Raw genomic sequence first — 13197 nt, forward strand, 5'->3', positions numbered from 1 at the left:
ATCCGCCACCTGCCGCGAGCCTGCCATGACTGCCAACCTGCCCTGGCGCGAGATAGACACCGTCCTGCTGGACATGGACGGAACCCTGCTGGACCTGCATTTCGATAACCATTTCTGGCTCGAGTTTCTTCCGGCCCGCTACGCCGAACGCCACGGCATCAGCCAGGCGATGGCCGAGCTCGAGCTCGGTCCGCTGTTCAACGAGCACCAGGGCCGCCTGACCTGGTACTGCCTGGACTACTGGACGCGCGAGCTGGACCTCCCGATCCGCGAGATGAAGCGCGAGATCGCCCACCTGATCGCCCTGCGCCCGGCGGCCGATACCTTCCTCGCCGCGCTGCGCCAGGCGCGCAAGCGGGTCGTGCTGATCACCAACGCCCACCGCGATTCGCTCTCGCTCAAGCTCGAGCGCGTCGAGCTGGCGCCCTGGTTCGATCGCCTGATCAGCTCGCACGACTATGGTTACCCGAAGGAGGAGGCGCAGTTCTGGCATGCGCTGAAGCAGGACATCGCGTTCGAGCCGGGTCGCGCGCTGTTCATCGACGACAGCCTGCCGATCCTGCGCAGTGCGGGGCGCTTCGGCGTGGCGCATCTGCTGGCGGTGCGCGAGCCCGACAGCCGACGCGGCGCCAAGGACACCGAGGAATTCGCCGCCGTGGACGATTACCGTGATCTGGTGCAAAGCCTGGAGGCCGCCGGCTAGACGAAACAGCAGCGGCAGCGGGCCGAAATCATTACACTCTGCGCCAGATGACTGGCGGGTCGTTCGACAACGGACGTTCGATTGACACCGCCCGCTGCAGGTCGCGCGACCTGCAGCTGATACAAAGCGAACCAGGGGCCGTCGAGCCCGGTGCAAAGGGATGGAGAACGCATGGCATTAGCGCAGCGCTGGCCGCACAGCGAGAGCGAAATGGGCGAACGGATTCGCCGGCACGACTGGACCGCGACGCCGCTCGGCGCGCCCGAGGCATGGCCAGCCACGCTGCGCCTGCTGGTCGAGACGGTACTCGAAGCCCCGTTGCCGATGTGCATTCTCTGGGGCGAGGCGGACATCCAGCTCTACAACGACGCACACGCCCGTCTCATCGGCAGCCGCCATCCGGCCGAGCTGGGAGCGCCGGCTTGCCGCGGCTGGCAGGAGAGCTGGGCGCTGCTGGCACCGGCCTGCGACCGCGCGCGCCGTGGCGAGGCCCGTCTGCTGGAAAGCGAACGGCTGCGCCTAGAGCGCGACGGCCAGGCCTACGACGCCTGGTTCGACCTCGCCCTGAGCCCCATTCGCGGCAGCGAAGGCGGCATCTGCGGATTACTGCTGTGCCTGCGTGAGACCACCCAGCAGATCCGCACCGAAGAACGCCTGTCGCAGGCCGCGCTGCGCCACCAGCTGGATGCCGACTTCCAGCGCCACAGCGTGCGCCGGCTGCAATTGGCGCTCGAGGCCAGCGACCTGATCGGCATCTGGGACTGGGATGCCAACCGCGCGCTGCCCGGCCAGGAACTGGAGCTGCTGTCGCGCCTGGACGAGCGTAGCGAGGCCGGGCAACAGGGCTTCCACGTCCAGGACTTCTTCGCGCACATCCACCCGGAGGACCGCAGCGCGGTGCGCCAGGCCGTCGAACGCTGCCTGCGCCAGGGCGGCCCCTTCAACGAGCGTTATCGGCTCGCCGCTGCGCACGAGACGCCGCGCTGGGCCCAGGCACGCGGCCGCTGTCAGCGCGACGGCGACGAGGCGCTGCACTTCACCGGCGCGGTGATGGACATTACCCGCCAGCACGCCAGCGAGCAGGCGCTGCGCAAGAGCGAGACGGAGATCAAGGCGATCACCGACTCGCTGCCCATCCTCATCGGCTATGTCGACGACCAGCAGCGATTCCGCTTCAACAATCGTCACTACGAGGACTGGTTCGGTCATTCACCGCAGTGGCTGTACGGCAAGACCGTGCGCGAGGTGATCGGCGACAAGGCCTATCTGATCCGCGAGTCCGCCATCCAGCGGGCGCTGGCCGGCGAGCCGGTGAACTTCGAAGCCTATGCGCCGCACTGCGACGGCTCGGCTCGACACGCCCTGGTGCAATACCTGCCCAGGCACGACGAGCAGGGCAAGGTGCGCGGCTTCTTCGCCATGGCCATCGACGTGACCGAACGCTGGAAGGCCGAGCAGGCGCTGCGCGAGCTGAACGAGACGCTCGAAAGCCGCATCCAGGAGCGCACCGAGGCGCTGGCGCAGGTCTACGAACGCCTGCTCAAGGAAATGGCCAGCCGCGAGCAGGCGCAGGAGGCCTTGCGCCAGGCGCAGAAGATGGAGGCGGTCGGCCAGCTCACCGGCGGCATCGCCCATGACTTCAACAACATGCTCACCGGCATCATTGGCGGCCTGGAGCTGATTCAGCGCTACAACCAGTCGGGCCGCCACCTGGAAACCGGCCGTTTCATCGAGGCCGCGTTCACCTCGGCCAATCGCGCCGCCGCCCTGACCCATCGCCTGCTGGCCTTTGCCCGCCGGCAACCGCTGAACCTGCGCCGGGTCGAGCTCAACGGCCTGATCGTGTCGATGCACGACCTGCTGGTGCGCACGCTCGGCAGCCACATCCGCATCGATACCCAGCTGACCACCGATCTGTTGCCGGCGATCAGCGACGAAAACCAGCTCGAAAGCGCACTGCTCAACCTGGTGATCAACGCGCGCGACGCGATGCCCGACGGCGGCACCCTGTGCATCGCCACGGCGAACGTCGAGCTGCGGCGCGATGGCGAAGTCGGCGACCTGGAAGCCGGCCCCTACGTGACGCTGAGCGTGATCGACAGCGGCTGCGGCATGAGTGCCAAGGTACTGGCCAGCGCCTTCGAACCGTTCTTCACCACCAAGCCGATCGGCCAGGGCACGGGCCTCGGCCTGTCGATGATCTACGGTTTCGCCCGCCAGGCCGGCGGCCATGTGCTGATCGACAGCGAGCCGGGCCAGGGCACCGAGGTACGCCTGTACCTGCCGGTGCATCCGCAGCTGACGCTGCCGGCCGAGGACCTGCGCCAGGCAAGCGAAGCACCACAGGCGCAACAAGGCGAAACCGTGCTGGTGGTCGAGGACGACCCGGCCGTGCGCCTGCTGGTCCTCGATGTGCTCGGCATGCTCGGATACTGCGCGATCGAGGCCGCCGAACCGCGCGCCGCAGCGCGCATCCTCGAAAGCAGCGAACACATCGACCTGCTGGTCACCGACGTCGGTCTGCCCGGCATGAACGGCCGCCAGCTGGCCGACATCGCCCGCCAGCACCGCCCCGAGCTGCCGGTGCTGTTCATGACCGGCTACGCCGAGCAGGCTGCCAGTTCGGGCTTTCTCGAGCAGGGCATGGACATGATCAGCAAACCGTTCAGCGTCGATGCCCTGGCCCAGCACGTACGCGACATGCTCGCCGCCGGCAGGGACGCCTAGCGCCAGCGCGACCGGCCATCGCCGGGCGCGGAACGTTCGCCGGCAGCCCGGGTTCACAATTGAACCCGTGCCCTGTCTGACGTTTACGCCATGAGATCCGCTGCCCGTGCCAACCTGAAAGTCGTCGATGCCGTGCCGGTTGGCGCGAGTCGTCGCTATCACTTCCACGCTCTTGGCGAGCCGGCCGAGCAGCCGGTCGAGCTCGCTGAGGAATGCGCCCTGGCGCTGGCCTACAACGGCATCAGCCAGGCGGTGATGATGGTCTCGCCGGCCGATCTCGAGGATTTCGTGGTCGGCTTCAGCCTGGGCGCCGGCATCGTCGAGCACCGCGGCGAGATCTACGACCTCCGTCTCAGCGGCACCCGTAGCGCGCGGCAGGCCGAGGTCGAAATATCCAGCCGCGCCTTCTGGCGGCTCAAGCAGCAGCGCCGCGGCCTGCCGGGTACCAGCAGCTGCGGCCTGTGCGGAGTCGAGGCGCTCGAACAGGCGCTGCCGCGGCTGGCACCGCTGCCACCTTCGGCCTTGCCCGAGCCAGGCTATCTGAACGGCCTGCGCCAGCGCATCGCGGCCTTCCAGCCCCTGGCGCACGACTGCGGCGCGGTGCACTGTGCGCTGTTCATGGACGCCAGCGGCGAAATCCGGCTGGCGCGCGAGGACATCGGCCGGCATAACGCACTGGACAAGCTGATCGGTGCGCTGGCGCGGCAGCGGCTCGAGGCTGCCGGCGGTCTGGCGATCGTCACCAGCCGCTGCAGCCTGGAACTGATCCACAAGGTGCAGCGCGCCGGCATCGGCACCCTGGTCAGCCTGTCGGCACCGACCGGGCTTGCCGCGCGCTGGGCACAGCAGCACAACCTCAACCTGATCCACCTGCCGCACCACAGCGAGCCACGGGTCTACAGCCCCGCCGAACCCGGCGCCTAGCGCCCACGGCAGCGCAAGCCGAATGGCCTCTGACCGCTTCGCTTGCGACCAAGTTCCTCAACTATTTCAAATACTTGTCAATCGAGAGATGGCTCACGCAATTTATCGATGAATGCTTGTGGACGGCGGCGTTACGGGTTCAGATCGCGGCGCAATCCACCAATCGGGGTTTTCCTATGAAGTATTCGTCGATTCTGCTGTTGTCCGCGAGCCTGCTCAGCAGCACCGCGTTTGCCGGTAGCAATACCGAGGCGGCCGTGGGCGGCGCGCTCGGCGGGGCATTGGGCTCGGTCGTCGGGGAGCATCTGGGTGGCACCACCGGCGCCGCGATTGGCGCCGGGGTCGGCGGCGCCGCCGGTGGCGCCATCGGCGCGGACAAGCGCAGCCGCACCGAAGCGGCGCTCGGCGGCGGCCTCGGCGCGGCTGGCGGCAACGTCATCGGCCAGCGGGTCGGCGGCAGCACCGGCGGGCTGATCGGCGCGGCCGTGGGCGGTGGTGCCGGCGGTGCACTGGGCAATGCCTATGGCGACGATGACGACGACTATCGCGATGGCCGCGGCTACCGCGAACGCTACCGTTACGGTCATCCGGGCAAGGGCCACTACAAGCACAAGTGGCACAAGCATCACCGCTGAGCATCAACCGCCTGTCGAGGGCCGGCCAGCACTGCGCTGCCGGCCCTTTTTTCGTTTCAGGCCAGCGCCTCCAGTGCACCGCGCAGACGCTCGGGTATCGGCGTCGGCCGGTTGTCGGCCCGGCGCACGAAGACATGCACGAAACGCCCGGCGGCACAGGCTTCATGCTCGCCCTGGCGGAAGATCGCCAACTCGTACTGCACCGATGAATTGCCCAGCCGGGCGACCCTCACACCGACCTCGATCAGGTCGGGAAAGCTGATCGAGGCGAAGTAGTCGCACGACGAGCTGACCACGAACCCCACCACCTCCCCGCCATGGATATCCAGCCCGCCCTGCTGGATCAGATAGGTGTTGACCGCCGTGTCGAAGAATCCGTAGTAGGTCACGTTGTTGACGTGCCCGTAGATATCGTTGTCGTGCCAGCGCGTGGTGATCGGCTGAAAGTGCCGGTAATCGCTACGCAGGTGTTTCGGTTGCGCGGTCATCGCCGCCTCCTGAATGTCGAGCGTCGGTCAATAGGCCGCGCGGTAGATCGCCAGCGCGTCGGCCTCGGTGACTTCGCGCGGATTGTTCACCAGCAGCCGTTGCTGCTGCATCGCCTCGCGCGCCAGCTGCGGCAGCATCGCCTCGGGCACGCCGGCGTCGCGCAGGCGCGTGGGCAGGCCGACCTGGGCGCTGAGCTGGTCGAACGTCTCGATCAGCTGCTCGGCGGCACAGCGTCCGGCCTGCAGGCGTGCGCCCAGCAGGATCGGCGCCAGCTCGCGGTACAGTGGCCGGGCGGCCTCGAGATTGAAGCGCAGCACATGGGGCAGAACCAGCGCGTTGGACAGCCCGTGCGGAATATGGAAGTTGCCGCCCAGCGGATAGGCCAGCGCATGCACCGCGGCAACCGGCGCATTGGCGAACGCCTGTCCGGCCAGGCAGGCACCCAGCAGCATGGCCTGGCGCGCCTCGCGGTTGGCGCCGTTGCGCACCACCTCTTCGAGGTTGTCCGACAACAGCCGCAGCGCTTCGCAGGCCAGCAGGTCGGACAGCGGGTTTTTCTTCAGCGCGCTGGTGTAGGCCTCGATGGCATGCACCATGGCGTCGATTCCGGTCGCCGCCGTCACCGCCGGCGGCAGGCCGAGCGTCAGGTCCGCATCGAGCAGGGCCAGGTCCGGCAGCAGCATCGGCGAGACCACGCCCATCTTCGTCGTCTCGCCGGTGGTGATGATGGCGATCTGGGTGACTTCCGAACCGGTGCCGGCGGTCGTCGGCACCTGGATCAGCGGCAGGCGCTGGCCTTTGGCGTTGCCGACGCCGTAGATGTCGTGCAGCGATTGACGGTTGTCCGGGTGCGCCAGGAGGGCGACCAGCTTGGCGACGTCCATCGAGCTGCCGCCGCCGAAGCCGACGATCAGCCCCGCCTGCTGCGCCCGCGCCTGCTCCACCGCCGCCAGGATGACGGATTCCGGCGGGTCGGCCAGCACCTGGTCATACACCGCGACCTCTACCCCCTCGGCCGCGAAGCCCGGCAGCACCCGGTCGAGCAGGCCCAGGCGGGTGATGCCCGGGTCGGTGACAATCAATACCGAGCGCGCTTCGCGCTCACGGCACAGGCTGGCCAGGCGCTTGGCCGAGCCCGGCTCGCAGATCAGTTGGGCGGTGGTGGCGAAACTGAACGGGTGCATCGGTGCCTCCTTATTCCAGAAAAGACCGCCTCCCCGCGGGGGGAGGATTTGAGCGTTGGACGCTTCGCCAGCAAGCTGGCTCCTACGAAAGGCAACGCGGGCCTGGTTGGTACGAAAACGGCCAGAGGCCGCTCACCTGTAGGAGCCAGCTTGCTGGCGAACGGGGCGGCCACGCCCGCCGACCTGGCGGGAACACGCATTGAGCGCATCAGGCACAGATCAAAACGCGAACTGCGCCTCCGGCATCGCCATCAGGCAGTCCGCCCCGCCGAGCAGCGCCTCGCGATGCGCACTGGCACGCGGCAGCACGCGTCGCACGTAGAAGCGCGCGCTGTGCAGCTTGGCGTCGTAGAACGCGGCCTCGTCGCTGCCCGCCGCCAGCACCTGCTGGGCGCGGCCGGCGGCTTTCAGCCAGAGCCCGGCCAATAAGACGTAGGACGAATACTGGAGAAAATCCACCGACACCGCGCCGATCTCCTGCGGATCCTGCGCGATACGGGCCAGCACCTCATCGGTCAGCGCGCGCCACTCCTGCAGGCGCGCCCGCACCGGCGCGACCAGATCGGCCAGCGCCTGGACGTCTGCCAACGCGTCGCACAGGGCCAGGAACTCGTCCGCGATCGCCTTCAGCTCGGCGCCGCCATCGCCCATCAGCTTGCGGCGGATCAGGTCCAGCGCCTGGATGCCGTTGGTGCCCTCATAGAGCTGGGTGATGCGGCTGTCGCGCATCAGCTGCTCCATGCCCCACTCGCGGATATAGCCGTGACCGCCATAGACCTGTACGCCGAGGCTGGCGACTTCCTGGCCCATGTCGGTGAAGAAGGCTTTGACGATCGGAATCAGCAGCGCCGCGCGCTTGCCCGCGGCCTTGCGGGCCGCCGCATCCGGGTGGCCGTGTTCGAGGTCCAGCTCGCGTGCGCAGTAGGCGGCGAGCATGCGGCTGCCCTCGACCAGCGTCTTTTGCGTCAGCAGCATGCGCCGCACGTCCGGGTGCACGATGATCGGGTCGGCCGGCTTGTCCGGGTGCGCCGCGCCTGCCAGCGAGCGCGACTGAAGCCGCTCTCGGGCATAGGCCAGGGCGCCCTGGTAGGCCTGCTCGGCGATGCCCAGCCCCTGCAGGCCGACCTGAAAGCGCGCGTCGTTCATCATGGTGAACATGCACGCCAGGCCCTGGTTCGGCTCGCCGACGATCCAGCCGGTGGCGCCGTCGAAGTTCATCACGCAGGTTGCCGCGCCCTTGATGCCCATCTTGTGCTCGATGGCGCCGCAGGCCAGTGCGTTACGCTCGCCCGGGGTGCCGTCGGCGTTGGCGATGAACTTGGGCACCAGCAACAGGCTGATGCCCTTCACCCCGGCCGGCGCATCCGGCAGACGGGCCAGCACCAGGTGCACGATGTTCTCGCTCATGTCGTGCTCGCCGCCGGAAATGAAGATCTTGCTGCCGCTGACCTTGTAGCTGCCGTCCGCCTGCGGCTCAGCGCGGGTGCGCAGCAGCGCGAGGTCGGTGCCGGCCTGCGGTTCGGTCAGGCACATGGTGCCGCTCCAGCGACCGCTGACCAGTTTCTCCAGATAGGCGTTCTTCAGCGCCTCGCTGCCGTGCTTGTACAACGCCAGCACCGCGCCCTCGGTCAGGCCCGAGTAGATGCGAAAGGACAGCGAAGCGGCCATCAGCATCTCGTGGAAGTTGCACGCCACCATCTGCGGAAAGCCCTGGCCACCGTATTCGGTCGGCCCGGTCATGCTCGCCCAGCCGTTGTCGACGTACTGCTTGTAGGCTTCGACGAAGCCCTGCGGCGTTCTGACCTCGCCGTTCTCCAGGGTCACGCCTTCTTCATCGCTGTTGCGATTGAGCGGGGCGATCTCGCCGCCGGTGTAGCGCGCCGCTTCCTCCAAGACGCCATCGATCAGCTCGCGGTCCAGGCCGTTACCAAGCCGTTCGCAGTGCGCGCTGACGTCGAACAGTTCGTGCAGGTTGAAGCGCATGTCGCGCAGCGGGGCCACGTAGTTCATGCGCGGCCCTCCTGCACGTCGCTGAATCGCTTGCCCCCGGCGGCCAGGCGTTCGATCAGCGCGGCCGGCTGCCAGTGCGCGCCGAAGCGCTCCTGCAGCGCCAGCAGGCGGTCGCGAATGCCGCTCACGCCCTGCGCATCGGCCCAGGCCATCGGCCCGCCCTTGTCGGCCGGGAAGCCATAACCATTCAGGTACACCAGGTCGACATGATGGCTGTTGGCCGCGATGCCTTCCTCGAGGATCTTCGCGCCCTCGTTGACCAGCGCCAGCAAGCAGCGCTCGACGATCTCCTCGGCGCCGATCGCGCGGCGCTGATAGCCCAGCCGTTCGGCGATCTGCTGCACCAGCGCATCGACTTCGGGATCGTGCTCGGCCTGGCGGCTGCCTTCGGCGTAGCGGTAATAGCCCATGCGACTCTTCTGGCCGAAGCGGCCGAGCGCGCAGAGGCGGTTGTCGACCTGCACCAGCGGATCGTCCTGCCCCTGGCCGGCCAGCTCGCGGGCACGCCATTCGAGGTCGATGCCGACCACGTCGTACATGCGGAACGGCCCCATGGCGAAACCAAAGCCCTGCAGGGCGGCGTCCACCTGGTGCGGGTAGGCGCCTTCGAGCAGCATGGCGCGCGCCTCGCTCACGTAGGTCTTGAGCATGCGGTTGCCGATGAAGCCCGGGCAATTGCCGGAGACCACCGCCACCTTGCCCATGCGCCGGCCCAGCTCGAGCGCGGCGTCCAGCACGGCCTTGTCGGTCTGCGCGCCGCGGACGATCTCCAGCAGCTTCATGATGTGCGCCGGGCTGAAGAAGTGCAGGCCCAGCACCTGCTCGGGGCGCTTGGTGACGGCGGCGATGGCATCGATATCCAGCGCCGAGGTATTGCTGGCAAGGATCGCACCGGCGCGAACCACGCCATCCAGCTCGCCGAAGATCGCCTGCTTGAGCGCCAGGTTCTCGTAGACCGCCTCGATCACCAGATCGACCTCGGCCAGCTCCGCGTAGCCGGCGACCGGCCGGATACGCTGGCGCCGGGCAGCCGCTTCGCCCTCGTCGATACGCCCCTGGCGCACGTTGTGAGCAAAGGTGTCGGCGACCACGCCCAGCGCCTGCTCGAGCATCTGTGCGTCCTTGTCCAGCCACAGCACCTCGATGCCGGCACTGGCCAGGCTCATGGCGATACCGCGGCCCATGGTTCCGGCGCCGATGACGGCGGCGCACTGGATGTCGTAGCGGGTTTGCTGCATTGCACGATCCTCATCGCAGGGGCGAAAAACAGGAGACCAACCTTAGACGAAGCCGGTACTATTTTTGAAATTTTGTCTTGTGATGGTTTGGATTCACCAAGTGAATATATCCGGCTTCGATCTCAATCTGCTCAAGGTGCTCGACGCCCTGCTGCGCGAGCGCAACGTCTCACGCGCTGCGCAACGCCTGTCCCTCAGCCAGCCGGCGGTGAGCAATGCGCTGGGGCGTTTGCGCGAATTGCTCGACGATCCGCTGCTGGTTCGCGTCGGTCGCAGCATGCAGCCAACGCCGCGGGCGCTCGGCCTCGAGTTGCCGATCCGCGACGCGCTTGCACGCATCGAGGATTCGCTCAATGCCGGCGACCTGTTCGATCCGGCCAGCAGCCAGGCGCATTTCACCGTAGCCGTCACCGATTACGTCGAGCTGCTGTGCATGCCGGCGCTGATGAAGCGCCTGGCCCAGGTGGCGCCGGGCGTCCGGCTGGCGATCGAGCCGCTCACCCCGACGCTGCCGGCCGAGGCGCTCGACCGCGGCGAGATCGACCTGGCACTGGGCCGTTTCCTCGAGGTGCCGACCCGCTTCCAGACCCGCCGCTGGGCCAGCGAAGGCCTGCAGGTGGTGCTGCGCAAGGGGCACCCGCTGGCCCAACGGCCACTTGATCTACCGGCTTTCCTGCAGCTGCGGCACCTCTGGGTACACGGCGGCCAGACCCGCGGCATGGTCGACCTGTGGCTTCAGGAGCAGGGCCTGAGCCGCGAGGTCGTCTACACCACGCCGAGCTATCTGCAGGCGCCGCACGTCGTCGCCGCCAGCGACCTGGCGGTGGTCTTGCCGACACGGCTGGCCCGGCACTTCGCCGCGCTCATGCCGCTGGCATTGCTGGACCTGCCCTTCGCATTAGGGCCTTTCCAGCTGGACCTGGTCAGCGTGGCGCAACGGCAGAACGATGCCGCACTGCAATGGCTGATCGGAGAGATCGCGCAGCTGGCCGAGGAACAGGCCTAGCGCAAGCGCCAAGGGCATGGCGCAAGGCCATTTACCACTCGTCTCAGGCGGCTGAACTTGGCCTGCCGGACTCTTTCAGAACAGGTGTGACGACGCGAAAGGCATCGTCCGACTTTGTCGATCCAATTTTCTGGAGGACCCAATGGCTGACAAGAAAGACAGCATGAGCGTGAACGAAGCGGGCCGCAAAGGTGGGGAGGCGACCGCCGCAAGCCACGACAAGGCGTTCTATCAGGACATCGGAAGCAAGGGCGGCCAGGCCAGTGGCGGCAACTTCAAGAATGACCCCGAGCGCGCCGCGCAAGCGGGTCGCAAAGGTGGGCAGAACAGCGGCGGCAATTTTGCCAATGACCGCGAAAAGGCTTCCGAAGCCGGGCGCAAGGGCGGCCAGCACAGCGGAGGCGGCCACAACAGCTGATGTCATCCACCCGCGAGCGGGCCTCTCGTCCGCTCGCCAGCATCCCAGGAGGTCAGCATGACGCGCGGAGTAGGCGGCGAATCACCCGCCAACGTGGCAACCTACCTCAAGGGTATCGACTACCCTGCAAACAAACAGGACCTGCTCCAGCACGCCAGGCAGAACGGCGCCGAGCAGGATGTCGTCGACGTCCTCGAACGTATGCCGGAGCAGCAGTACGGCAACATGGCGGACGTGATGAAGGGCTACGGCGAAGCCCACTAGAGCGCCACGAGGCGGGCCTGCCGCCCGCCTCACTGGCTGACCCATCGCTCGCAACACAAGAAGTCGAATCATGACCGTTCATATCGTCAACTTCACCGCGCCGATCAATTCGGCGACCTGCGGCCAGCTCATCGCCAAATGCTCGCAAGCGGTCCAGGACGGCGCCTCCCGCCTGGTCATCAAGATCGCCACCATGGGCGGCGAATGCAGCTACGGCTTTTCCATGTACAACTTCTTGATGGCGCTGCCGATCCCGGTGCACACGCACAACCTGGGCACCGTGGAATCGATGGGCAACATCATCTTTCTCGCTGGCGAGCGGCGCACGGCGTGCCGGCACAGCAAGTTCCTCTTCCACCCGTTCCACTGGACGCTGCATGGCTCGGTCGACCATGCACGGATGTCCGAGTACGCGATGAGCCTGGACGAAGACCTGGTGCTCTATGCGCGCATCGTCGAGGAACGCACCCAGGGCGCGCGCGAGCCGCTGGACATTCCCGATTACCTGAAGGCCTCGCCGCGTATCCTCGAGCCGGAAGCCGCGCTGGCGACCGGCATGATCCACGCGATCGACGAATGCGGCGTGCCGCGCGACGCGGTGAGCTGGTGCGTGCACTCCTAGCCCTGGACCGGAAAGCAAAAAACCCGCCGAGGCGGGTTTTTTCTGACCATTCCGAATCCATTCGGGGCGCCGTCCTGGCAATGGCCTGTCATCCATGATCCCGAGCGCGTCCTGCGCTTCAGAGATGGGCATAGATTAGCCGGCGGTCAGTGGCAGGGGCAGCGCAGAACGCCGTCGCGTCTTGTAAGCCTTTTGCTATAACGAAACAGGATTAATGCCTATCTCGCATCAGGCACGTCGTTGAGCCGGATCAGTCCTGTCGCCGGTCGAGCGAGGCACATTGGCCTTCCATACCGCGCGGAGGTGTCGAGCATGACGGGCAAGGGCTGGCGAGCGGTGATCATTCTCGGAGGGTTTGCGTTGCTGGGCCTGGCCGGCTGCGCGCAGACGCCCGGTCGCTCCTGCGCGGACGAAGCGTCCTATTTCCCCACCGGTCTGTTTCCCAGCCAGTACCCCGCCTCGGACGAACTGCGCCGGCGCCGCTACGCCGCTCCGTTGCAGCGTCTGGGCGAACCGTCGCTGGCCTGCGCGCCGGCCGAGGCCGCAGAGAGCTATCGGCTGCTCTGGCTCAATAACCTGGCCCACCCGGTGGTGATCCGCGTGACCGCCGACGGCGAGGGCGCCACGCTGGCCGCCGCCCAGCTCTCGGGCTGGGGCTGGGCCGAACCCGGCGAGCCGCTCGCCCGCTCCTTGCAGCGCCTGACCGCCGAGGATTGGCAGCGCCTGCGAAAGGCCCTGCAGCGCGCCGACTTCTGGCACCTGCCGACCTCGGGCACGCTCTACGGCGTGCACGGCGGGCAGTGGGTCATCGAAGGCCAGCGCGGCGGGCACTACCACCTGGTCGACCGTTGGAGCCCGGCGGCCGGCGAGTTCCGCGAACTCGGCGAGCTGTTTTTCGACCTGGCCGGCTGGCTGCGTCCCGAGCCGGGGCAGTAGCCCGCAAACGGCAAGGCCCGCCATCACGGCGGGCCTTGCCG

13 protein-coding genes are annotated in these 13197 nt (G+C 67.4%); 9 read left to right on the top strand and 4 right to left on the bottom strand.

Annotated elements, in window-relative coordinates; all coding sequences use genetic code 11:
* Positions 1-25 precede the first annotated feature (25 nt).
* From yrfG to AC0KXH_RS18230, 4 genes are all read left to right on the top strand, one after another.
* Positions 26-703 carry a GMP/IMP nucleotidase gene (gene yrfG, locus AC0KXH_RS18215; RefSeq protein ID WP_041108478.1) on the top strand — a complete coding sequence of 226 codons (678 nt, stop codon included), beginning with the start codon at positions 26-28 and terminating at the stop codon, positions 701-703.
* A 171-nt stretch (positions 704-874) separates the two neighbouring features.
* Positions 875-3430 (top strand): PAS domain-containing hybrid sensor histidine kinase/response regulator, encoded by a 2556-nt coding sequence (locus tag AC0KXH_RS18220; protein ID WP_043222474.1) that lies wholly within the window; start codon positions 875-877, stop codon positions 3428-3430.
* 90 nt (positions 3431-3520) lie between these two features.
* Positions 3521-4354 (top strand): formate dehydrogenase accessory sulfurtransferase FdhD, encoded by an 834-nt coding sequence (gene fdhD / locus AC0KXH_RS18225; protein ID WP_043222476.1) that lies wholly within the window; start codon positions 3521-3523, stop codon positions 4352-4354.
* A gap of 176 nt (positions 4355-4530) precedes the next feature.
* A complete protein-coding gene (locus tag AC0KXH_RS18230; RefSeq protein ID WP_061339155.1) occupies positions 4531-4989 on the top strand; it encodes a YMGG-like glycine zipper-containing protein in 459 nt (152 codons plus the stop codon).
* A gap of 56 nt (positions 4990-5045) precedes the next feature.
* Here the strand turns inward: AC0KXH_RS18230 and AC0KXH_RS18235 are convergent, their stop codons facing one another.
* The 4 genes from AC0KXH_RS18235 to AC0KXH_RS18250 form a co-directional block, all read right to left on the bottom strand.
* On the bottom strand, positions 5046-5477 hold the full coding sequence (locus AC0KXH_RS18235; RefSeq protein ID WP_061339154.1) for an acyl-CoA thioesterase: 432 nt from the start codon (positions 5475-5477) through the stop codon (positions 5046-5048).
* A 27-nt stretch (positions 5478-5504) separates the two neighbouring features.
* Positions 5505-6662 (bottom strand): iron-containing alcohol dehydrogenase, encoded by a 1158-nt coding sequence (locus AC0KXH_RS18240; RefSeq protein ID WP_061339153.1) that lies wholly within the window; start codon positions 6660-6662, stop codon positions 5505-5507.
* A gap of 219 nt (positions 6663-6881) precedes the next feature.
* Positions 6882-8672 carry an acyl-CoA dehydrogenase C-terminal domain-containing protein gene (locus AC0KXH_RS18245; RefSeq protein ID WP_488223823.1) on the bottom strand — a complete coding sequence of 597 codons (1791 nt, stop codon included), beginning with the start codon at positions 8670-8672 and terminating at the stop codon, positions 6882-6884.
* Positions 8669-9910 (bottom strand): 3-hydroxyacyl-CoA dehydrogenase, encoded by a 1242-nt coding sequence (locus AC0KXH_RS18250; protein ID WP_488223824.1) that lies wholly within the window; start codon positions 9908-9910, stop codon positions 8669-8671. Before AC0KXH_RS18250 ends, AC0KXH_RS18245 begins: the two co-directional genes overlap by 4 nt.
* 100 nt (positions 9911-10010) lie before the next feature.
* Between AC0KXH_RS18250 and AC0KXH_RS18255 the strand changes: the two genes are divergently transcribed.
* The 5 genes from AC0KXH_RS18255 (at position 10011) to AC0KXH_RS18275 (ending at position 13156) form a co-directional block, all read left to right on the top strand.
* Positions 10011-10916 (top strand): LysR family transcriptional regulator, encoded by a 906-nt coding sequence (locus AC0KXH_RS18255; protein WP_043223338.1) that lies wholly within the window; start codon positions 10011-10013, stop codon positions 10914-10916.
* A 142-nt stretch (positions 10917-11058) separates the two neighbouring features.
* On the top strand, positions 11059-11334 hold the full coding sequence (locus tag AC0KXH_RS18260) for a con-10 family general stress protein (RefSeq protein WP_312764767.1): 276 nt from the start codon (positions 11059-11061) through the stop codon (positions 11332-11334).
* Between the two features lie 57 nt (positions 11335-11391).
* Entirely contained in the window at positions 11392-11598 is a 207-nt protein-coding gene (locus AC0KXH_RS18265; RefSeq protein WP_041109585.1) for a DUF2795 domain-containing protein, read from the top strand.
* A gap of 70 nt (positions 11599-11668) precedes the next feature.
* Positions 11669-12220 carry an ATP-dependent Clp protease proteolytic subunit gene (locus tag AC0KXH_RS18270; protein ID WP_041109583.1) on the top strand — a complete coding sequence of 184 codons (552 nt, stop codon included), beginning with the start codon at positions 11669-11671 and terminating at the stop codon, positions 12218-12220.
* A gap of 312 nt (positions 12221-12532) precedes the next feature.
* Positions 12533-13156 carry a hypothetical protein gene (locus AC0KXH_RS18275; RefSeq protein WP_488223825.1) on the top strand — a complete coding sequence of 208 codons (624 nt, stop codon included), beginning with the start codon at positions 12533-12535 and terminating at the stop codon, positions 13154-13156.
* Positions 13157-13197 lie beyond the last annotated feature (41 nt).

This window comes from Stutzerimonas sp. CXK-1 (assembly GCF_057738225.1).

What these genes read in the sequence shown, in the direction of transcription:
- yrfG (WP_041108478.1), top strand. Translation starts at nt 26, where the DNA reads ATGACTGCCAACCTGCCCTGGCGCGAGATAGACACCGTCCTGCTGGAC.
- AC0KXH_RS18220 (WP_043222474.1), top strand. Translation starts at nt 875, where the DNA reads ATGGCATTAGCGCAGCGCTGGCCGCACAGCGAGAGCGAAATGGGCGAA.
- fdhD (WP_043222476.1), top strand. Translation starts at nt 3,521, where the DNA reads ATGAGATCCGCTGCCCGTGCCAACCTGAAAGTCGTCGATGCCGTGCCG.
- AC0KXH_RS18230 (WP_061339155.1), top strand. Translation starts at nt 4,531, where the DNA reads ATGAAGTATTCGTCGATTCTGCTGTTGTCCGCGAGCCTGCTCAGCAGC.
- AC0KXH_RS18235 (WP_061339154.1), bottom strand. Translation starts at nt 5,477, where the DNA reads ATGACCGCGCAACCGAAACACCTGCGTAGCGATTACCGGCACTTTCAG.
- AC0KXH_RS18240 (WP_061339153.1), bottom strand. Translation starts at nt 6,662, where the DNA reads ATGCACCCGTTCAGTTTCGCCACCACCGCCCAACTGATCTGCGAGCCG.
- AC0KXH_RS18245 (WP_488223823.1), bottom strand. Translation starts at nt 8,672, where the DNA reads ATGAACTACGTGGCCCCGCTGCGCGACATGCGCTTCAACCTGCACGAA.
- AC0KXH_RS18250 (WP_488223824.1), bottom strand. Translation starts at nt 9,910, where the DNA reads ATGCAGCAAACCCGCTACGACATCCAGTGCGCCGCCGTCATCGGCGCC.
- AC0KXH_RS18260 (WP_312764767.1), top strand. Translation starts at nt 11,059, where the DNA reads ATGGCTGACAAGAAAGACAGCATGAGCGTGAACGAAGCGGGCCGCAAA.
- AC0KXH_RS18265 (WP_041109585.1), top strand. Translation starts at nt 11,392, where the DNA reads ATGACGCGCGGAGTAGGCGGCGAATCACCCGCCAACGTGGCAACCTAC.
- AC0KXH_RS18270 (WP_041109583.1), top strand. Translation starts at nt 11,669, where the DNA reads ATGACCGTTCATATCGTCAACTTCACCGCGCCGATCAATTCGGCGACC.
- AC0KXH_RS18275 (WP_488223825.1), top strand. Translation starts at nt 12,533, where the DNA reads ATGACGGGCAAGGGCTGGCGAGCGGTGATCATTCTCGGAGGGTTTGCG.